1 protein-coding gene is annotated in these 24,336 nt (G+C 75.6%); it reads left to right on the forward strand.

The window, feature by feature from the left end; genetic code table 11:
- The first annotated feature begins 3 nt into the window (after positions 1-3).
- The gene (locus ACYVGT_RS04720; protein ID WP_460855164.1) at positions 4-24,300 is read left to right on the forward strand and encodes a WXG100-like domain-containing protein; all 24,297 of its coding nucleotides are present in this window, start codon (positions 4-6) and stop codon (positions 24,298-24,300) included.
- Positions 24,301-24,336: the final 36 nt, after the last annotated feature.

Here is a 24,336-nt window from a genome sequence, read left to right on the forward strand (position 1 = left end):
CCCATGGGGATGGAGCTGCCCTCCGAACTCCGCGGCCTGTTCAGCGTGCTGACCGGGTCCGAGTGGCCCACAGCCGACGAGGACCGGTTGTGGCAGCTCGCCGATGTCTACGCCGGCACGGCCCAGCACATGGAGGCCGAGCTCCCGCAGCTCGTCATCCGGGTGAAGAACAAGGTGCGGGAGAACTTCGACGCCCAGGCGGCGGACTTCTTCGACGAGTCGGTGGACCAGTTCACCGCGGGGGAGCGCGACTACATCGGCGCGGGCGCGACGGTGGCCCGCGAACTCTCCGATTACGTCAGCAGCGCCGGCACCCAGGTGCAGTACGCCAAGTGGATGATCATCGGCCAGCTCATCCAGTTGGCCGCGGAGATCGCCTGGGCGATCGCGATGGCGCCGGTGACCTTCGGCGCGTCCCTGGCCAAGATCCCGGTCTTCCAGGCGATCGCGCGCACGGTGATCGGCCGCGTCATGTTCCGGCTGCTCTCCGAGCTGCTGCAGCAGATGATGATCAGCTTCGTCTTCGCCATGACGCTGGACGCCCTCATCCAGCGCATCCAGATCGACAGCGGCACCCGCGACGAGTGGGACGAGCAGCTCACCCAGGACGCGGCCAACGGCGCCTGGATCGACGGGCTGCTGGGCACCGGCGCCGCCTTTGCCGGGCAGGGCCTCAGCCACCAGTTCAACAAGCTGCTCGGCAACACCTCCGGCCCCAGCATCGCCCACCAGCTCAACGACCGCTTCCCGCCGCCGACCGGCGGGCCGAGCCGGGGCGGGCCCGAGGCGCCGGGAAGCGGGCCGGGCTCGCCCAGCGACCTGCCCGACCGGATGGGCGGCGTGTTCGGCCGCAACACCGACGAACTGCTGCGCAACTTCGGCCTGGACAACCGGCCCGGCTGGGCCCGGCCGGTGGACGGCGAGCGGTTCCGCACCGACATGGGCAAGCAGTTCGAGGACACCCTGGGCCCCTCGATGGGCCGCGACCAGGCCCGCGAGTTCGGCGAGCGCTACGCCGACACCTTCGCCCGCAAATGGGGTGACCCGGGCCTCAACGACGCGCTGAACGACGTCATCGCCAAGCACGGCCGCGGCCTCGACCCGTCGATGCGCGACTTCCTCGGCAGCGGCGTGCCCGCAGGCGTGCGCGACGGGCTGGCCGACGTGGGCGCGCACTGGAAGAACTTCCTCGCCCAGCTCGGCGGCCAGACCATCGCCAACGGCGTCCAGGGCATGCTCAGCGAGGGGTTGTTCAACCTCTGGTTCAGCGACGAGAAGTCCTTCTCCATCACCTGGCTGTCCGGCGTCTCCGGGGCGGTCACCGGTGCGCTGCAGCACACCCTCACCGCCGGCGGCCTCGAGCTCATCAACCGGCTCCGGAACGCGGGCCTGCCCGACGGCGTGCCCAACCTCCCCACCCCGCCGATGGGGTCCGACGACCCCCGCTCGCCCGACGGCGGCGGAGCAGCCTCCCCCGGTCCCGGCCCCGATTCCTCCGCCACCACCGGGGGCGACGACTCCCGCGGCAGCGCCGCCGGGCCGCCTCCGCTGCCCGAGAGGGTCGGGACCGAGGCGGACGAGGACGCCGGCCGGCCCGGCCCGGGAGCCCCACCGCCCCCGCCGGCGGCTCCTCCGGTCGCACCCCCCGCACCGCCGCCCGTCCAGACCGAGGGCGGATCGTCCGACAGCTCCGCAGTACCCCCGCCGAGCGCCTCCGGCAGCGGCGGTACCGCCGACCAGGGCGGCGGCTCCGAGCACGACCGCAGCGGAGACGGCGCAACGCGCGACGAGGCCTTGGGACAGGACACCGGCCCGGAACCGGAGACCCCGGACACGGCCGACCGCACCCCCGACGCAGACGAGGCCCCGAACGCATCCGCGCCCCCGCCGGCGGACGCGGAACAGGACCGTGCGTCCGGCGACGCCGCCGGGCCGCCCGCGAACGCTTCCGGCAACACTGCCTCCGCCGACCCGGGCGACGGCACCGAGACCAGTGCGCCCCCTCCAGAGCAGCAGTCCGACCCCCAGCGCCAGGCCGGGGACGACACCGGCAGCACACCGGCAGAGACCCCCGCGCCGCAGGACGCCGAGGCGCCATCCCGGCCCGGCGAGCCCTCCGACACTCCAGACGAGGCAGCACCCGCGCCCGACCCCGTCCGTACCGAGTCCGGCGGCACCGACACGGCACCGCGCGCCTCCGGCCCGGAGCAGACCGGCGGTGCCGCGCCGCCGCGCGCCGAACAGGGCGCCGACCAGGACCAGGACGCAGCGCCCGCCGTACCCCCGGCAGCGGAGACCAACGCCCGCCCCACCGACGACAGCGGCGCGCTGAGCACCCCGGCCCCGGATCCCGCCGAAGGATCCGCACCGCCGCCCGCTCCGGACCGTTCAGCGCAGCCGGATCCGTCCACCGGCGCGCCGCCGGACGGCCCGGAGCGGGCCCCCTCGGGGCAGGGTGAGGACTCCTCCACGGCGGCGCCGTCCGACTCCGCGGAGGACAGCGGAGCGCAGCGGCCGTCCGAAGGAGGGGACGACCGCAGCGCACCCGGTCCCGACGCCCGCGCCCCGGAGACCGGAACGCAGGCAGGACCCCGCCCGGACCATGCCGCCCCGCCCGCTCCCGACCCACGGGCCGACCAGGCCGGCGGCCCCGCCCCCCGCGACGCCGAGGATCCCGGCGCGCCCGTCACCGACGGCGAAGGCGTGCCCCAGCCCGCCCCGCCGCCGCTGCCCGTGGCAGCGGCACCGCTCCCGCACGGCGGCGGACAGGACGGCGCGGGTGCGCCGCGCCCGTCCCCGGCCGGCCCCGCGACGCGCCCCGACCCGGACTCGCCCGCACCCGTGGCGCCGAACCTGCGTCCGTCCACCGAATGGGATGGAGCGCGCGACAGCGCCGAGGTGTTCCGGGTCGGCACGTCGCGGAACACCTCGGGCATCGACACCGACACGGTGGAGGTCCTGAGCGACTCCACTGCCGGCCAGCTCACCACGATGGTGGGCCAGCACGCTTTCGACGTGCGCCGCATCCCGCTGCCCGATCCGCGGGACGGCGGCCCCACGCACGTCACCGAACTGACCGTGCGGATGAACTTCGGCACCGGGCCCGGCGTGGCTCCTGAAACGGCCGCCGCTGCACAGAAGCAGCTCTCCGACCGCATCGACCAGGTCCTCAACCAGCGCTACCGGTTGCCACGCAGCGGCGACCAGCTGCACCTGCGCGTCCAAGCGGTCGGCCCCGACGACGATCCGCACGCCGCCATCACCTGGGTGACCGACAACCCCGACCTCCCGGGGCGCAGCGACGCCGACAACTGGCGCGTGGCCGACGGAGCCGACGCCTGGGTGCACGAGACCCTGCACCGGATCGGGCTGCGCGACGAATACGCCGAGCTGCCGGCCGAAGACGGCCGCCGGCATCCGCCGATCTTCCGCCAGCGTCCCGACCAGTCGGGGGTGCACGAGGCCGGCGGGTACATGGACACCTTCCCCGGCCCCGGTGGTCCCACCCCGGAGGTCCTCAACAGCTACCTGGAGCGCATCGAGGGCCAGGTCGACGGCGCCTCGCACTACGACGCGCCGGTGCGGCTGGCCGACCTGCCCCCGTCAGTGCACCGCTACCTCGCGGCCGGCCTGGACCCCGACGGGACGCACACCACCGCCGACACCATCGCGCTGCTGGGCGGCGCCTACGACAACCAGGTGCGGGGCCGCAACGGCGACCTGGTCCGCACCGAGCTCCCGCCGCGGCTGCGCGACGTCTTCGACCGGACCGCGGAGGCCTGGAACTCCGACGGGCGGTTCGACTGGGCCGTGCAGGCCGCCCGGCACTTCGGCGCGGAGGGGCCGATGTCGCAGCGGCCCGCACCGCCCGCGCCCGCCGCTGTGGTCCCCACCCAGGGCGGCGCCACCCGCTTCGACCTGCCCGTCCGGCTGGCCGACCTGGCCGACTCGGTGCACCGCGACATCGCCGCGGGACTCGACCCGCACGGGACCCGCAGCACCGCCGACACCATCGATCTGCTCGGCGCCGCCTACGACAGCCGCGTCGCCGGCCGCGGCGACGACCTGGTCCGGGCCGAGCTGCCGGAACGGCTGAGCTCGGTGTTCGACACGGTCACAGCGCAGTGGGACGCCGACGGCCGCTTCGACTGGGCGGTGGACACCGCCCGCTACCACGGCCACCAGGACCCGCCGCAGCAGCAGGCGGAGCAGCCCGCCCCGCCGTCCCCCGTCCGGACGCAGGGCGGCTCCCATCCGCCCGCCGCACCGCCGGCCGCAGACGGCCCCGACGGCACACCGCCGCCGGAGAAATCACCGTTCGGGGACTCCGCGGCGGAGGACTCCTCCTCAGACGGCGGCTCCAGCACACACCAGTCCCCCGCCACCCCACCGGAGAAGTCCCCGTTCGGGGATTCGGCCGCCGAGTCGTCATCGGACTCGGGGGAGGGGCCGGCGTCCTCGGGTTCCGAGTCCGAGTCCCCGGCCGGGGACGGGCCCGAGAAGTCGCCGTTCGGCGACGACGCGGCCATCGAGTCCTCCTCAGAGGACTCGCGCGACACCTGGGAACGCTCGGACGACGAGTCCTCCTCCGACGACTCCGGTCCCGTGTCGCCGGCGCGGGACCGGCCGACTCGGGACCCGGACGCGCCAGCGCCCGTCACTGAAAACCTGCCGTCGGCCACCGAATGGGAGGGCGCGCGCGGCAGCGCTGAGGTGCTGCGGGTGGGCACCGCGCGGGACACCTCGGGGATCGACTCCGACACGCGGGAGATTCTGACCAGCTCGGCGGCCAACAACCTCCGCCCCATGGTGGCCCAGCACGGTTTCGACGTGCGGCGCATCCCGCTGCCCGACCCGGCCGAGGACGGCCCCACCCACGTCACCGAACTGACCGTGCGCACCGCCTTCCACACCGGCCCCGACGTGCATCCGGACGCGGCAGCCGCCGCACAGCGGCAGTTGTCCGACCGCATCGACGAGGTCCTCAACCGGCGCTACCGGCTGCCCGGCAGCGGCGACCAGCTGCACGTCCGCGTCGAACCGGTCACCGGAGGCGACCGCCCGCACAACCACGTCACCTGGGTCGCCGACAACCCCGACCTCCCGGGCCGCAGCGACGCCAACACCTGGCGTCTGGGCGACGGCGCCGACGCGTGGATGCACGAGACCCTGCACCGCATCGGGCTGCGCGACGAGTACGTGGACACGCGCACCGACGGGATGACCCGCGAATCGGCGGTGTTCCGCCAGCGCCCCAGCCAGTCCGGGGTGCACGAGGCCGGCGGCTACATGGACACCTTCCCGGGCCCCGGCGGTCCCACGCCGAAGGTTCTCAACAGCTATCTGGACCGCATCGAAGCGCAAGTGGACGGGGCGTCGCACTACGACGCTCCCGTCCGACTCGCCGACCTGCCACCCACGGCGCGACGCCACATCGCCGCCGGCCTGGGCCTGGACGACTCCTACTCGGTGAGCGACGCGATGGCGCTGTTGGGCGCCGCCTACGACACCCGTGTGAGCGGTCGGCCCGATGAACGCGTCCGGCGCGACCTGCCGCCGCGGCTGCGCGACGTCTTCGACCGGACCGCGGCGGCGTGGGACGCCGACGGCCGGTTCGACCGCGCACTGGCTGCCGCGCGCCGCTTCGGGCTGGAGAGCCCGATGTCGCAGCGGCCCGCGGCGCCGGTGGGGGTTCCCGGCTATGGCGCCGGATCCCGGTTCGACCTGCCCACCCGGCTGGCCGACCTGCCGGATTCCGTGCAGCGCGGCATCGCCGCCGGACTCGACTCCTCCGGCGCCCGCAGTGTCGCCGACACCATCGAGCTCTTGGGCGCCGCATACGACGCCCAGGTCCGCGGCCGCTCCGAAGATCTGGTGCGGAACGACCTGCCGCGGCGGCTCAGTTCGGTCTACGACGCGACCGTCGCTCATTGGGAGGCCACCGGGCAGTTCGACTGGGCGGTGGACACCGCTCGCTACCACGGCCGCCAGGCGGCCCCGGAGCAGCAGCCGCCCGCGGCGAGCACCCCACTCCCGCCCTCAGCTCCGCCGCGCGCGAATCCGCCAGGCGATTCGCCGTTCGGCGACGACGCCGCGATCACCTCCTCGTCGGAGGAGCCGACGTCCCCCTCGTCAGAGGATTCTCGGGACACCTGGGAGCGCTCCGAAGACGACTCCAGCACCGGGTCTGCGCCCGACGGCGCCCAGCCCCGGACGCCGTTCGGCGACGACGCGGCGATCGAGTCCTCCTCGCAGGATTCCCGGGACACCTGGGAGCGCTCAGACGACGCCGCGGAGTCCTCCTCCGACGACTCCGGCACCAGCTCTCCGGTGGGGGAGCGGCCGGCACCCTCCCCGCCCCCTCCTGACCCCGACGCCCCGGCTCCGGTGGCGCCGAACCTGCGCCCCTCGTCCGACTGGGAGGGGTCCCGCGACAACGCCGATGTGTCCCGGGTGGGCACCGCCCGGGACACATCCGGCGTTGACTCCGACGGCGTGGAGCTGCTGACCGACTCCACCCCGAAAAAGCCCGTGCCCATGCTGTCGCGGCACGGTTTCGACGTGCAGCGCATGCCGCTGCCGAACCCGGATCCGGACGGCCCCACCCACGTCACCGAGCTGACCGTGCGGACGCACTTCAGCACCGGCTCCGGTGTCCATCCCGATGCGGCCGCCATCGCTCAGCAGCAGCTGTCCGACCGGATCGACGACGTCGTCAACCGGCGCTACCGGCTGCCCGGCAGCGGCGACCAGCTGCACGTCCGCGTCGAACCGGTCGGCGCCGACGAACACGCCCACGCCGACATCACGTGGGTCACCGACAACCCCGAGTTCCCCGGCCGCAGCGACATGGGCAGCTGGCGGCTCAGCGACGGAGCCGACACCTGGCTGCACGAGACCCTGCACCGCATCGGACTGCACGACGAATACGTCGACACCCCCTCCGACGGGAAGACACGCGAGCCGTCAGTGTTCCGCCAGCGCCCCGGCCAGTCCGGGGTGCACGAGGTGGGCGGCTACATGGACACCGTGCACGGGCGCGACGGCAACCCGCCGCAGATCCTCAACCGCTATCTGGCACAGATCGAATCCCAGGTGGACGGCGCCTCCCACCACGACGCCCCAGTCCGTCTCGCCGACTTGCCTGCGGCGGCGCACCGCTACCTCGCCGCCGGCCTGGACCTGCCCGACTCCTACACCGCGGCCGACACCCTCGACCTGCTGGGCGCGGCCTACGACAGCCGGGTGGGCGGACGGCCGGAGGAGCAGGTGCGCGACAACCTGCCGCCGCGGCTCCGGGACCGCTACGACCAGGTCCTCGCCCACTGGGATGCTGACGGCCGGGTGGACTGGGCCTTGGACGCCGCCCGCAGCTTCGGCCTGGAGGGGCCGATGTCGCAGCGGACCGCCCCGGCCGCCGTGCCGCCCCCCACCGGCTCCGACGGCATCCACCCCCGCTTCGACCTGCCCGTCCGGCTGGCTGACCTGCCCGACTCGGTGCACCGCGAGATCGCGGCAGGGCTTGACCCGCACGGCAGGCGCAGCACCGACGACACCCTCGACCTGCTCGGCGCGGTGTATGACGGGCGCATCCGCGGGCGCGACGACGACCTGGTCCGCGATGACCTACCGCACCACCTGCAGGGGCAGTACGATGCGGTGGCCGCGGAGTGGGACGCCGACGGCCGGTTCGACTGGGCCCTGGAGGCCGCCCGCCGCCACGGCGACCCGAACACGCCGCCGTCGCAGAACACGCCGCCCCCGGCCGCTGCCCCGCCGGCGGCCGCCCCGCCGGAGCGATCGCCGTTCAGCGACTCCGCGGCAGAGGAGTCGTCCTCAAGCGACTCCGGGGAACCGTCGGATTCCTCCTCCGACGCCGCGTCCGGCCCGCGCTCCCCGCACCCCGCCGGGCCGGCGGAGCGATCGCCGTTCGGCGATTCCGCCGCGGAGGACTCCTCATCGGAGAGCGCGTCCTCTGAGAGCTCCGAAGGCCGCGGCCGGGCCGGGGCAGGGCCGACGGAAAGGTCGCCCTTCGGCGATTCCGCGGCGGAGGAGTCCTCCTCGGCCGACTCCTGGGAGGCCTCGGACTCCTCCTCCGACTCCGACGACTCCGATCGCTCCGAGGGCGCCGGCCCGTGGCCGCCGGTGGTGCAGAAGCCGCGCCCCGACCCCTACGCGGCGGCTGAGGAAACCCCGGGACTGCCCCGTGCCTCCAGTTGGGAGGGGGCCCGCGACACCGCCGAGGTGACCCGGGTGGGCACCGCCCGCGACACCTCCGGCGTCGACACAGACACGGTGGAACACCTCGCCGCGTCCACCCCGGACCGCCCCGACACGATGGTGGGCCAGCACGCCTTCGACGTGCGCCGCATCCCGCTGCCCGATCCGCGGGACGGCGGCCCCACGCACGTCACCGAACTGACCGTGCGCATGAACTTCGGCCTGGGCCCGGGGGTGCACCCCGACACTGCGGCCCAGGCCCAGCAGCAGCTGTCCGACCGGATCGACGACGTCGTCAACCAGCGCTACCGGCTGCCCGGCAGCGGCGACCAGCTGCACCTGCGCGTGGAACCCGTCGGCCCCGACGACGATCCGCACGCCGCCATCACCTGGGCGGTCGACAACCCCGACCTCCCGGGGCGCAGCGACGCCGACACCTGGCGCATCGACGACGGCGTCGACGCGTGGGTGCACGAGACCCTGCACCGCATCGGCCTGCGCGACGAATACGCCGAGCCCCCCGCCGAGGACGGCGCGGGCAACCCCCCGATACTGCGCCAGCGCCCCGAGCAGTCAGCCGTGCACGAAGTCGGCGGCTACATGGACACCCACAACGGCCCCGGCGGCCCCACTCCGAAGATCCTCAACAGCTACCTGGAGCGCATCGAGGCCCAGGTCGACGGCGCCTCCCACTACGACGCCCCCGTCCGGATCGCCGACCTGCCGCCCGCGGTCCACCGCTACATCGCCGCCGGGCTCGACCCCCACGGCACCCAGAACACCGGCGACGTCGTCGCCCTGTTCGGCGCGGCCTACGACTACCGCGCGGGCGGCCGCGACGAGGACCTGGTCCGCCGCGACCTGCCGCCGCGGCTGCGCGACGTCTTCGACGCGAGCACCGCGGCCTGGGACGCCGACGGCCGGTTCGACTGGGCCGTGGACACCGCCCGCCACTTCGGCATGGAAGGCCCGATGTCGCGGCGGCCCGCGCCGCCAGCGCCGGCGGACGTGCTCCCCAACCGGGGCGGCGCGACCCGCTTCGACATGCCGACCCGCCTGGCCGACCTGCCCGAATCGGTCCACCGCGACATCGCCGCCGCGCTTGACCCCGGCGGTACCCGCACTACCCAGGACACCCTGGACCTGCTGGGCGCCGCCTACGACAGCCGCGTGCGCGGCCGCGACGACGACCTCGTGCGCAACGACCTCCCGCCGCACCTGAGCACGGTGTACGACACGGTCACGGCACGTTGGGACGCCGACGGCCGGTTCGACTGGGCCGTGGACACCGCCCGCTACCACGGCGCCCAGCAGTCCGCGGATCAGGCCCCCGCGGCGTCCGCGCCGCCGCTGCCCATCCGCGTGCAGACCGCCGACGCCCCGCCACCGGGCCTGCCGAAGTTCCTGTCCACGGTGTTCGGGCGCGGCCCCGCCGCCCCCGAGCCCGACGGCGGACAGGAGATGACCGACCTCTCCGATCGGGGTCCCGACGGCGAAACCCCGCCGACCGAACAGGACGGTCGACAGAACCCGCCGGACCCGCAGCAGCCGCCCGGCCGCGACCCGGAGCGCCCGTTCGGCCCGGAGCAGCAGCACCACGACCCCTCCGCAGTGCGCGACCAGGACACCGTCGACCTGCTGGATGCGCTGCGCACCACCGGCGGCGACCGCCAGGGCGGGGGCTACACCGGGACGCACCGCGGCCAAGGCCACGTGACCGAGATCGCCGCACGCCTGCGGGCCCGCTTCGACCGCGAAGGCATCCACGCCGACCCCCGCCTGCTGCACCGCGCCGTGCGCGAGGCCGTCGACCACGCCGACGCCAACCGCGGCCGCCCCCGGCTGCCGGTGCAGATCCCGGTGACCGCCGAAGGCCCCGGAGGCACCCAGCACGGACGCGCCACCATCACGGCGGGGGACTGGACCTGGCGCGCCACCACCGACGCCGCCAACCCCGCCACCAAGGGCGAGGACACGGCCGAGACCCGCAACCGCGTCGTGGGCGCCGGCGCGCAGCAGTCCCGCAAACAGGTCAACCCCGCCTTCCCGGTGTCGGTGGTCGGCTCGATCGCGGAGAAGACGTCGCTGATCAGCGCACGCCTGAAGACCCCCTTCACCGTGCGCCAGCGCGGCATGGAGTACCAGACCACCGCCGAGAGCCGCCACAAGAGCAAAGTCGCCGTGGACGGCGACAACCCCACCCGCTACACCAGCGGCACCACCACCCACGCCCGCGTGGACTTCGACCCGGTACGCCCGGCCGGCCCCGACGGGCCTCCCGGCGCCGACGGCACCCCCGCTGCCCGGCCCGAGCGCGTCACACCGCCGCCCCTGGACTTCACCGACGACTGGACCGGCGTCACCGAGGTCGTGCTCCCCGGCCACGTGCGACCCGCCGGCGGGAACAGCACCCCCGACAGCTTGGCCAGCACCAGCACCGCACCCCCCGAGCGCACCCCGGCGCCCCAGCGGTTCCGCACCGACGGCAACCCGCCCGGCCACGACGGCGACCCGGGCCGCCCGGTGCGCGCCCCCCGCTTCTCCCAGTCCCTCGCCGTCCCCGCCGACGCCCTGCCGGACGGCTTCCCCGTCGACGGCCAGTACCTGCGGGAGAAGCTCCCCGCCATGGACCGCGGCGGAGTCCTCCGGGTGCCCTACACCGGCAGCGACGGCCAGCCCCACCTGCTGCAGATCAGCGGGGGACCGGTCGCCTACGAACGCATCGGCCCCGAACTCACTGACTCCTCCTTCTCCGGCAGCGGAAAATCCGTGGCGAACGCCTCCAGCAGCGCCGTGCGCACCGACAAGCAGGAGGTGCGGGCCAGCGGCGGCGTCCTGGCCGGACTGACCGACGGGCCGGCCGTGGTCCGCCTCGGCCCCGAAGCCGGAGTCGGCGCCAAGGCATCGCAGAAGCACAGCCGCTCCACCGAGCACGGCAGCGAACGCACCCGCACCACCGACGCCAAGGGCGACTCCGCCCTCTACCGGGTCCAGCGCACCTACCAGCTCACCACCACCGAGCCGCAGACGGGCGAAGGCGCCGGCGCCCCGCGGGTGGACGCCGGCAGCCTGGACTTCACCACCATCGACCAGGTTCTCACCCGCGACGCCCTCGACCTGGCCGGACCGGCACCACCGCCGCCCGCCGACGCCCCGGCCCGGCCCACCACCTCCGGCCTGGGCGCCGACCGCGTCCACCACTTCGGCGACTCCGCCCCGGTCCGCGCCGAGTGGAACGGCGGCGACCTGCGCGACGCCCGCGGCGAATCCCCCCTGGACGCCGCAGCGCGCCGCGCCCACGAGGTCGTCCACCGCTCCTACCCCGACCTGGTGCTCCCGCCCGGCGACGGCCCCGTGCCCTCCCGCGGGTTCTGGAAGAAGATCTGGATCGGCCAGGACCTCCGCAGCCAGAACACGCTCACCCTCTACGAGCAGATCGGCGGCGCCATCGGCGGGCCCGACGGACTGCTGCCCCCGGGCACCGACATCCGGCTGCGCACCGGCGGCCTGCGCAACGCCCTGCTGCCCGCCCCCGGCCTGCGCAAGAAGATCCTGGGCACCCTGCTCCACATCGCCCCGGTCCGCGACGACCAGCGCGACGGCGCCGACTTCGTCACCGTGCGGCTCGCGGCCGCCCTCCAGGAAGCCCGCTACGAGGGCAGCCGCTCCGACGGCTCACTCAGCACCGGCCTCACCGGGACGGTCTCCCAGGGCGCCGGCAGGGAGAAGACGACCGGAGCCGGCGTCGAAGGGTCCTTCGCCGCCCAGGTGCGCATCGGATCCACGCCCTCCGGCTTTCCCCGCGGCAGAGTGGAGGCCGGCGCCGGCTCCAGCTACGACTACGAGAAGACCACCCCCGCCACCGGCACCAGCAAGGCCGGCGTGGACGCCGCCACCTCCGCAAAGGGCACCCTGGACTCCTTCTCCTACGCCCTCGACCTGTCCATCACCCTGGGCTCCGACCCCGCCGCGCACGCCATCACCCCGCAGGGGCCCGACACCGGCGACGGCGGCGACCGCCGGCCCCGCGTCGTCGTCGAAGGCCCCCGCACCACCTCGGTCCCCGGCGAAGTCCCCCCGGCCGGCTCCCAATCCGAACGCATCGACCGCGCCAACGAGGCCTTCGCCGCCGACCAGCAGGCCCGCGAACGCACCGACGCAGCCGCAGCAGCGGCCGACCGCGCCCGCCAGGAACTGGCCGCCGACACCGCGCTCGCCGGCCTCCTCGACACGCGCACCGAAGCAGCCACCGCCGCCGCCGAGCACGCCCACGACCTCGCCGACCGCGCGGCCGACCAGCAGACCGCCGCCGAGCGCGCCGCCGACACCGCCCAGACCGCCGAGACCGCAGCCCAGAACGACCGCGCCAGCGCCGACACCGCGCGGGCCCGCGCCGCCGACGCCGCACACACCGCCGCCCAGCAGCGGCGCGACGCCATCGACGCACTGCGCGCCTACACCGACGCCCTCAACCACCAGACCGGCCGCCCCGCCGCCGCGCACGCCCCGCTGCCACCGGCCCGCACCCCCTGGACCGCACCCGACGGCGCCGGCCCCCAGCGCCCGGACGACGCCTTCACCCGGGCCCAAGCCGACCGCGACGCCCTCGACCAGCACTACCGCGACGCCGAACAGGACGCCACCGAGGCCGAAAACGCCGCCCGGGACACCCACAGCAGCGCCCCCAGCGACCCCGCGCCGGCACCCCAGCGCCCCACCCCGGCCAACGCCGACGCAGCCGACCACCAGTCCCGCACCCGCAGCGACAGCGCCGACCGCGCCCGCACGGCTGCCGACCAGAGCCAGCGCACCGCCACCGGGCACCGCACCACCGCCCAAGAGGCCGCCGCGGCCGCGACCCGGGCAGCCGAGCAGGCGAGCGACGCGCAGCAGGCCGCCACCGCCGCCGAAGCAGAACGCCAGCAGTCCCACGACGCCGGCGAACGCCTCGGCGACCGCCGCACCGCCCTGCACCAGGCCCTGGACACCGAGCGCACCGCCCGCGCCGAGGAAGCCGCAGCCGCAGCCGAAGCCCGCAACCATCGCTTCGCCCTGGAACGCGACGGCAGGCTGCGCGCCGAACCCGGACCGGACGGCGCCCCCCGGCGCCGCCCCGCCCTCGACCTCGAAGGCCGTCCCAACGCGCCCCGCAACGTCGACGCCCCCGACCTCGCCGCCACCGTGCGCGACTCGGTCCGCAACGCCCACGGCGCCCAGGAAGCCGCCCGCTCCGGCGAGGCCGTGACCGGGCACTGGGACATGCTCACCTCACCCACCGTGCTCGCCGCGAACACCGCCGACCTGCACAACGGCGGCCTGCCGCTGCAGGCCCAGTACGAAGGCCACCTGCGCTCCGACATCACCACCGACATCACCGCCCAGCGCGAGACCATGACCACCTCGGCGGCGGTCAAGGACGGCGGCATCGACCTCACCCTCAAAAGCGAGGCCGGACGCGGCACCGGCGCCTCCAGCAGCCACACCTTCGACACCAAGGCCGGCGTCAAGGGGGAGGCCTCCCTCGTCCCCGGCGCCGACGCCTACAACCGCCTCCGGTTCTCCGCCGGCGCCACCCCCTACGCCTCCAAGAAGACCCGGACCACCGGCGACACCCAGACCAGCGCCGACGAGGAGAAGATCTCCTTCCCGGGCGGAACGCTCGACGTCACCACCTCCGACACCTTCCAGGTGGACACCCGCATCAAGACCCGGTGGAACGTCGGCGCCTCGGTGCCGATCAGCTCCCGCAGCCAGACCAGCGCAGGCCTGCCCGCCCCGCCGCCCACCCGCACCAGCCACGACTCCCAGGACAGCTCCGCCAGCCGCCCCGGAGCGCCGCCCCCCGGCCGGCCCGCCCAAGGCCACGGAACCGTCTCCGCCCGCCACCGCATCCTCGACCTGGCCCAAGACGGCGCCCTGCCCGGCACCCGCGGACTGGACGGCGCGCTCACCCGCGCCCGCGCCACCCCGCCGCACACCGAGACCGTCCCGGGCCGCCACAGCACCGGCTACGCCTTCACCCCGATCGACACCGCGGCCGCCGCCGACACCATCGCCCGCCAGGTCCGCGACCGAGCCGGCGTGGAACTGACCGACCAGGCACTGCACGACATCAAAACCGCACTGTCGGCCTCCGACACCCGCGGCGCCAACCGGCGCCTGCAGACCGGCGGCCTCGTGGTCCCGGTCCGGGTCCGCGAAGGCGGCCCGCTGGGGGAGCAGCGCTTCACCAGCCACGGATGGATCCGCCTCAGCCTGGGCCGCAGCAGCGCACCGCAGTTCGACTCGGCCGAGTCCGGATTCTCCACCGAGTGGTCGGGCAGCCGCTCCGACGAGCACAACGCCTCCTCGGCCAAGCAGATCAAGCGCGGCCTGACCACCGCAGTGGACGGAGGAGTCAACCCGGTCGGCCCCACCGGCACCAACGCCGACGGCACCGCCTCCTTCCCGCGCAACCGCTACCAGTCCAACGCCTTCACCGCCGGAACCGGCGTCGAAGGCGCCACCACCGCCACCGACCTCACCTCCGACACCGACACCCGCACCACCTCGCGCACCGTCACCGCACCCGGCGCCGGCGCCGACACCCGCTTCAGCATCGACTTCACCCTCACCGCGGGCAACAGCGCCGGCAAGATCCGAACCGCCTCCGGCTCCGTCGACGCCGGCCCCCGCCGCGAAGTCTTCCCCACCGGCTCCTTCCGCCCCCGCCCCGCACCCGCGGCAGACGGAAACCCGCCCCGCCACCGCTCCGGCGACCGGCCCGTGCGCACCGCCCCGCAGCCGTTCACCCCGCCCCAGCCCGGCCCGGACGCCCCCACACACCGCACCTACGCCGACCACTGGCGCGCCGGCCTCGCCCGCCCGCAGCACACCCTGCCCCCGGTGGAGAGCGTGGACCACCGCCCCGTCGCCGACGCCGTACTGCGCGCCCAGGCCCGCACCTTCGGCTGGACCACCGACAACGCCCGCGGACCGGTCGAGCACCTGCGCACCCAGCGCCCGGGCACACGCGCCGACATGCTCCCCGCCGCCATCGATGAGCAGGTCCTGCGCGGCGTATTCGGCGCCGCAACCACCGACGACGGCGCCAGCCTCGTCGGCGACGACCCCCAGGGCCCCTTCGCCGTCCCCGGGCTGGACACCCGCATCTTCACCCAGGTCGACTACTCAGGCGCAGAGATCATCGGCGCAGCCGGCGGCGACAGCGGCCTGAAGACCGGCACCGAGACCCAGCACCTGCACCGCGACGAACACGCCACCACCCACGCCGGCTCCACCGCCCTGACCACCGACGCCAGCCTGGCCGGCATGAAGGCGGTCGACGAGCCGGCCAGCGGCTTCAACGAGCGCCAGGTCATGATCGGCGGCGGCAACAGCACCGCGGGAGCGGCCTCCACCGCCGCCGGCGGCTCCAAGACCGCCGCCTCCACCCAGCGCACCGACGCCGCGCCGCCCACCGCGAAAAGCGACGGCTACCTGGTGCGGTTCCCGGTCGACGTGCTCATCACCGCCCAGGACACCCGCTCCAGCACGCCCCCGGCGGGGGAGAGGGTGCAGACCACCGTGGACGTGTGGCTGGGCCCCGACAGCCTGACCCTGCTCGACACCGGCATCACCCCCGCCCACCGCGCCGCCTGGGACGCAGCGGCCACCGCCCAGACCGCCGCCGCCACGACCGAGGCGGCCCTGGACACCGCGGTCTTCAACCACCTCGGCCTCGACACCGGCGCCGAGGCCGGCCAGCCCGCCAACCGCGCCCGCGACCTGCTCGCCCTGGACGCCGATCGCAACCCCCGCGACTGGTCGCCCGCAACAGCCGACGCGGTCGGCGCCCTGCGCGACTACCTCGGCACCGCAGCGGCCGACCACGGCTGGAACCGCCCCGCCGCCGAAACCGACCTTGCCCGCACCGCCGCAGACGCAGCCCTCACCCGCCTGGACTCCACCGCCGGAGACGCCGGCGGCCTGGACCGCGACACCGTCCAAGGCATGCGCGACCTGGTCCAGCACCGCAGCGGCCTGGAGCACGCCCTGCGCGACCACCGCACAGCCCTGGACACCTACTTCCAGAACCTGGAAAACGCGTTCTCCACCCCCGCCCGGCCCGCCCCCGAACAGCCGAACACCCCGGTGCGCGCCGCCGCGCCGCCGCCCCGCCCCCCAGCCGAGGACAACGGCGCCGACCGCGCCGCGGACAGCCCCGGCGCCCCGGACCGCGCAGCGGAGGGGACCGCAGACACCGGCACGGGCAGACACCGCGCCCCCGACGCTCCGGCCCCGACCACGCCCGGTCTGCCGCCCCCGGCCGACTGGGAGGGCGCCCGCGGCGCCGCAGAGGTCTCCCGCGCCGGAACAGCCCGCGACACCTCCGGCATCGACACCGACGGCGTGGAGATCCTCGCCGCCTCCACCCCCGACCGGCCGGTCTCCTCAGTGGCCGCGCGCGGCTTCGACGTGCGCCGGATCCCGCTGCCGCACCCACCGCACGGCGGCCCCACCCACGTCACCGAACTCACCGTGCGGATGCACTTCGGCGCCGGCGACAGCGTGCACCCCGGCGACGCAGACCGGGCCCGGCAGCGCTTCCTGCAGCGCGTCGACGACGTGCTCAACCAGCACTACCGGCTGCCCGACAGCGGCGACCAGCTGCACGTGCGCATCGAACCGGTCGGCGCGGGGGACCGGCCCCACACCTCCATCACCTGGGTCAACGACAACCCCGACCTGCCCGGGCGCAGCGACACCGCCAACTGGCGCCTAGACGACGGCGCCGACGTGTGGCTGCACGAAACCCTCCACGGCCTCGGGCTGAACGACGAATACCGCGACGCACCGCCGGCCGAGGACGGCGCGCGCTCGCCCGCCGTGCTCCGCAGCTCACCGGGCTCCACCGCAGTGCACCAGGCCGGCGGCTACATGGACGACCCGCACACCGCGCCCCGCATCCTCAACCACTACCTCGACCAGATCGAGGCCCACGCCGGCCAGGCATCGGCCTACGACGCCCCCGCCCGCCTGGCCGACCTCGGCGAAGGCGCCCACCGCGCCATCGCCGCCGTCCTGGACCCCGACGGCACCCGCAGCACCGACGACACCGTCGACCTGTTCGGCGCCGCCTACGACCGCGACGTCCGCGGCCGCCCCGACGACCAGGTCCGCGCCGACCTGCCGCCGCGGCTGCGCGCCCCCTTCGACGCCGCCACCGCCGCCTGGGCCGCCGACGGCCGCCTCGACCGCGCCCTGGACACCGCGCGCGGCGCCGGCATGGACGCGCCGCTGTCCCAGCTCCCGCACCCCGCCGGAACCGACGCACCCGACAGCACCCCGCACCGCGCCGCCGGCCCCGCGCAATCGGCCACCGCACACCCTCCCGCCGACGGCCGCGGCCACCCGCTCGACGACCTGAACACCACCGGCCGGCGGGTGCGCTTCGCCCCGCCCACCGACCCCCAGGGCCCGCCGCCGGGGGAGGAGACCGCCCCGCCGGCCGAGAACACAGACGCAAGCGAGACCACCGACGACGAATCCAGCGACGACGACACCGGCACCGAGCATGCGGCCGAGACCGCGACCCCCGCCCCCATCGACGGACCCGCACCCGACGCCGCCACCACCCGACTGCTCGACACGCTCCTCGCCGGCGGCGTCAACGAGGCCGGCGGCGGCTACACCGGCACCCGCGCCGACCCCGCCGCCGACGTCGAAGGGCTCCAGCGCCGCATCACCCAACGCCTCGCCCGCCGCGGCCTCGAACCCGACCCCGCAGCCCTCGACAACGCCCTGGTCCGCATCGCCACCGGCGCCACCCGCCCCGGCCAGCCCCTCGACATCCCCGTCCGCCCCCGCAGCACCGACGGATCCGCACGGCGCGGCGACCCGCCGCCCGCACGCGGCCGCCTGCGCCTGACCACCGACCACACCTGGCGCGACACCACCGAATCCGCCGGCGACACCGCCGCCACCCGCCCCGCGCACACCGCCGAAATCCGCGCCAAGGCCGTCGGCACCGCCGCCCAGCAGTCCCGCAAGAGCGCCAACATCGGCGCACCCATCACCCTCATCGGCGAAGCCGGCGGCAAAACCGCACTGGCCACCATCCGCGCCAAGATCGCCGCCGCCATCCGCCAGCGCGGCAGCGAATACCAGACCACCACCGAACGCCGCCGCAAGCGCAAGGTCGACGTCTCCGGCGACCGCCCCGCACGCTTCACCACCGACCTCACCGTGCACGGCACCCTCGACCTCGACCGCACCGACACCACCGGCCGCCCGCCCCGCCCCACCGCGTTCACCGACCGCCTCAACGGCGCCATCGAAGTAGCGCTGCCCGGACAGATCCGCCCCCCGGCCCCCACCGACCCGGCCGAGACGCCCCGAGAACCGGCCCCCGACCACTTCCGCACCGACGACGGAACCGGCATCCCCACCCGCGTCCCCCGCTTCGCCCAGACCCTGGCCATCACCAGCCCCACCCCGCCCGACAGCTTCCCCCTCGACCCGCGCACCCTGCGCGAACACCTCGGCCGCGCCGACCACGGCGAAACCCTCCGCGTCCCCTACCAGGACCCCACCGGCGCCTGGCAGGTCGCCGAGATCAGCGGCGGACCCCTCGACTACCGCCGCATCGGCCCCGAACTCACCGACAGCGCCTTCTCCGACACCGACAAGACCGCCGCCAGCGCCCAGAGCAGCGCCGGACGCACCAACAAGCAGGAACTGCGCATCAGCGGCGGCTTCGTCGGCACCCTCATCCCCGGCGCAGGATCACCCTCGCTGCTGCGCCTGGGGCCCGAGATCGGCGGCGGAGCCAAGGGCGCCCAGAAGTCCACCCGCACCACCGAGCACGGCAGCGAACGCGTCCACGCCGCCGGCACCACCGGCGACTCCGCCCTCTACGAGGTCCAGCGCACCTACCGCATCACCACCACCGAACCCCAGCCCCCCGCCCCCGGACCCGACAGCGGCGGCACCGCCCCACCCCAGCCGCGCCTGCGGCCCGGCACCCTCGACCTGACCACCCTCGACCAGGTCTCCGCCGACGACGCCCGCGCCATCGCCGCCGGCCCCCGCACCCCCGCCGACGGCGACCCCGCCGCCCCGGCCACCCCCGGCCTGCGCGCCGACCGCGCCGACCACCTCGGCGAATCCACCCCGCTGCACGCCGAATGGGACGACGGCCGGCTGCGCGACACCAGCGCCGCCACCCCGCTGGCCGCCGCCGCCCGCCGCGTCCACGAAGCCGTCCACCGCGCCCACCCCGAACTGGTCCACGACCCGGCCGACGGCGACCGCACCGGCCGCGGCTTCTGGTCCGGCCTGTGGCGCGGCCCCGACCAGCGCACCAGCAACACCCTGGCCCTCTACGACCAGATCGACCGCGCCGCCGCCGACGCCGACACCCTCATCGGCGACGGCATCCCGATCACCCTGCGCACCGGCGGGCTGCGCAACGCCCTGACCCCCGCCCCCGGACGCCGCCGCTCCCTCGTGGGCGCCTTCAACGAATCGGTCAAGACCGACGACCGCGACGGCGCCGGCTTCGTCACCGTCCGCATCCACGGCAGCCTCGAAGGCGCCCGCTTCGCCGGATCCCGCGAGGGCACCCTCAGCTCCGGCCTCAACGCCTCCACCGCCCAGGGCACCGGCCACCAGACCACCCGGGCCTACGGCGCCGACGCCTCCGCCGCCCTCCAGGTCCGCCCCGGCGAGACCGCAGCGGCACTCCCGCGCGGCATCGCCGAGGCCGGCGCCGCATACACCTACGAGCACGAGAAGGCCGCCCCCGCCTCCAGCACCCGCAAATCCGGCGTCGAAGCCGCCTCCAGCGCCTCGGGCACCCTCGACTCCTGGAGCTACGCCCTCCGCCTCACCGCCGCCATCGGCACCGGCCCCGAAACCGACGTCACCCCGGTCGGCACCGGCAGCGCAGGCCGGCCCCGCCTCCTGGTCGAGGGCCCCCGGACCACACCCGTTCCCGGCGAGAGGGCCCCCACCGCCGACCGCGCCGCCGCCGCTGCAACCGCCCGCGCCGAAGCCGAACGCACCCTCACCGCGGCCCGCGCCGCCAGCGCCGCCCTCGACCGGGCACGGGCCGACCGCGACGCCGCAGCCGCCCTCGCCGACCAGCTCCCCGACCGCGAACACGCCCTCACCACCGCCAACCGGACCGCCGCCGCCCACAGCGCCACCGCCGAGAAGCAGCGCCACACCGCCACCGAAAGCGCCCGAACCGCCGACCGCGCCGCCGCCGCAGCCCGCACCGAAGCCGCCCGAGCAGCCCAGACCCGCCTCGACGCCGCACACGACCAGCGCGCCGCCGCCCTCGCCCGCCGCGACGCGGTCACCGCCCTGCGCACCTACGCCGACGCCCTCAACGCCGCACACCACCCCGACCCCGCCGCGCCACCCGCCCCGCGCGACTGGACCCCGCTGCCCCCCGGCCCCGCCGAGACCACCCCGGGCCCGCTCAGCCAGGACAGCGCCGACCGCGCCTGGGACCGCGCCATCGACGACTGGGACGCCCTACAGGACGCCCACGAGCAGGCCCTCGCCGCCGTCAGCTCCGCCGAGGCCGCCACCCGCCCCACCCCGGCAGAAGGGGCACCAGCCCGCCCCGACACCCCCACCGGACTCGCTGACCTGCGCGAAGAAGCCCGCAACGCCAACCAGGCCGCCCAGACCGCCAGCGCCCGCGCCGACCAGCACGGCGACCGGGCCACCGCCGCCGAAACCGCAGCCGGCAGCCGCGCCGCCACCGCGCAGCGCCACCGCGCCGCCGCCGACAGCGCCGACCAGGCGGCCCGCGCCGCCGAAGACCTGGCCCAGCAGAGCAACGACGCCGCCGCCGACGCGCACCGCGAACGCAACGCCTCCCTCGCCGCCCGCAACCGCCTCACCCGCCTGGGCGAGGCCGCCGCCGACGCCCTCAGCGCCGAACACGCCGCCCACACCGCGGCCGCCGAAGCGCGCGGGCGCCACCGCGACCACACCTTCGCCGGCCAGCGCGACTCCCGCCTGCGCCGCCCCGACCCGGCCCAGGGCGACCCAGCGCAGCCCGCCGCCCGCCCCCGCCTCGACCTCGACGCCCTCCCCAACGCCCCCAAGCACACCCGCGCCACCCGCCTGTGGCCCACCCTCCTCGCCGCCGCGCGCACCGCAGCCGGCTTCGGCCCCTCCACCCGCTCCGGCGAAGCCCTCCTGGGCCACTGGCAGCTCCTCGACAGCCCCAAGGGGCTCGCCGCCCACACCGCCGACGTCCACAACGGCGGCATCGCCCACCAGGGCCAGTTCGAAGACGGCTTCCGCTACCGCAGCGACCTCACCCTCACCCCCCGCGCCGAACGCGAAACCGTGCACACCTCCGCCACCCTGCCCGACAGCGGCATCGAACTCACCTACAAGACCGAGTCCGACCGGGTCATCGGCACCAGCCGCGCCACCGCCCACACCACCACCCTCGGCGTGAGGGGGGAGGGGGCGCCCAACCCCGCCGACACCCGCTACAACCGGCTGCGGTTCAGCGCCGGAGCAGTGCCCTACGCCACCAAGAAGACCCGCACCGAAGGCGCGAGCACCACCTTCACCGAAGAAGACAAGGCCACCCTGCCCGGCACGACCGTGGCGGTGACCACCACCGACCGGTTCAGCATCACCGCCGCCATCCGCAGACGCCTCAACCTGCTGGTCCCGCTGCCCCTCACCAGCACCACCACGACCACCACACCACTGCTCCCCGACAGCGACAGCTCCGACGAGAGCGACACCGACACCGAGGAGACCGAAAGCACCGAAGCCGCCGCCGACCACGACGGCACCGCCACCAGCGAAGCCCGCTACCGCGTCCTCGACCTCGCCCACCAGGAAGCACTGCCCGGCACCACCGGAATGGGCCGCGCCCTCACCGCAGCCCGCGCCGTCCCCGACGGCTTCACCCTCCTCCCCGGCCGCGAACACTCCGGCTACGCCCTGGGCCCCCTCGACACCCACGGCACCGCCGCACGCATCGCCGACCGCATCCGCAACGCCGGACTCGACCTCACCGAGCAGAGCCGGCGCGACCTCGCCACCGCCCTCTCCGCCACCAGCAGCCGCGGCACCAACCGCCGCCTGCGCACCGGCGGAGTCGTCCTGCAGGTCCGCGCCACCGAAGCCCGCCTCGGCGGACAGCGCCTCAGCAGCGGCGGCTGGATCCGCCTGCAGCTCCTCGCCCACGGAGCCCCCCGCCTCGGCCCCGTCGAGGCCGGCTTCTCCACCGAACGCACCGACTCCGAATCCACCGAAACCAACAGCTCCCACGCCGCCCAGACCAAGAAGGGCATCACCGCCGCCGTCGACGGAGGCCAGAACCCCGTCGCCGCCACCGGCACCGACGCCGACGGCGCCCCCACCTACCCCGCCGACCGCTACTGGGCCACCACCCTCACCGCCGGCACCGGCTGGGAGAGCGCAACCACCACCACCGGACTCACCTCCGACACCGAGACCGCCAACACCACCCGCTCCATCACCGCCCCCGCCGTCACCACCGACACCGACCTGCAGGTCCGCTTCACCCTGTCCCTCGACAACTGGCACGACAGCTCCCGCGGCCCCGCCCTCACCGGCACCGTCAACGCCGGCCACCGCAGCGAACTCATCCAGACCGGCCTGGCCCCCACCACCGCCACCGGCCCCCGCACCCCCGCCTCCACGGCCTTCCCCCCACCCCGCGACGGCGCCGGACCCGGCGAGACCGCCGACGCCTGGCTCCGCCACCTCAACCGCGCCACCCCGCAACTCCCGCCGATCGAACGCCTCAACCCCGCACCCCTGGCCGACGCCGCCCTCACCGCCCAAGCCCGCGCCCTCGGCTGGCAGCCCACCCCCGCCGACCGCACCGACCCCGGCACCGCCGCCGCTGAATACCTGCGCACCCACCGCCCCGGCGCCCGCGGCCCCATCCTCGCCGCCGCCATCGACGAACAGGTCCTGCGCGCCGTCTACGCCGCCTCCGCCGGCCACGGCGCCACCCTGACCGGCCTCGACCGCCAGGGCCCCTTCGCCGTCCCCGGCCTCGAAACCCGCCTGCACACCCGCATCGACGCCACCCGCGCCACCATCATCGGCGCCGCCGAAGACACCGCCGCCGAAAGCGACTCCCAGCACCTCCACCGCGACGAGCACGCCGCCACCCACGACGGCCAGACCGCTCTCACCACCGGCACCGACCTCGCCGGCATGAAATCCGTCGACCACCCGCCAGCGTCCGGTTTCACCGAATCCTCAGCCATCATCGGCGGCGGCCCCGCCACCTCCGGCGCCGCCAGCACCTCCTCCGGCACCGCCAAACAGGCCGACTCCACCATGCGCACCACCACCGGAGCACCCCCCGCCAAGGGCCGCGGCTACCTCGTGCGCCTGCCCGTCGACGCCCTGCTCACCGCCGACGACACCGCCAGCGGCACACCCCCCGCCGCCGAAGCCGCCACCAGCCACCTCGACGTCTGGCTCACCGCCGACCAGCTCCGCGCCCTCGGCACCGGCCTGTCCGACACCTACCTCGCCGCCTGGGACACCGCCGCCGCCCACCAGACCCGCGCCGCCGGCACCGAAACCGCACTGGGCACCGCCCTGGACGGCGAACTCGGCCTGCACCGCGACACCGAAACCAGCACCCGGACCCGCACCGCCGCCGACCTCCTCGCCCTCAGCGCCGACACCGCCCCCCGCGACTGGACACCGGCCACCGCCGACGCCGTGGCAGCCCTGCGCCACCACCTCGACCCCAGCGGCTGGGACCGCACCCCCGACCAGACCCGCCAGGCCAGCGAAGCCGCCGCCACCGCACTCACCACCCTCGACGGCAGCGCCGGCACCCCCGCAGGGCTGCCCGCCGACACCGTCCGCGGCCTCCGCGAACTCCACACCGCCCGGGACGCGATGCACACCGCCCTCACCCGCCACCGCGCCGCCCTCGACGACTACTTCGCCGCCCTGCGCACCGCCCACACCACTCAAGCCCGCCCCGAACCCCCCGCACCCCCCACCGAAACCACCATGGCAGCCGCCTTCAACGCCGCCCTCAACCCGATCTCCTGACCCCGCCTTCCCTGAACCCACTCCAGTACCGAAGAA

Source organism: Nocardiopsis coralliicola, from assembly GCF_054779695.1.

Excerpts from the sequence above, each read along its gene's own strand:
- ACYVGT_RS04720 (WP_460855164.1), top strand. The coding sequence starts at position 4 with ATGGGGATGGAGCTGCCCTCCGAACTCCGCGGCCTGTTCAGCGTGCTG.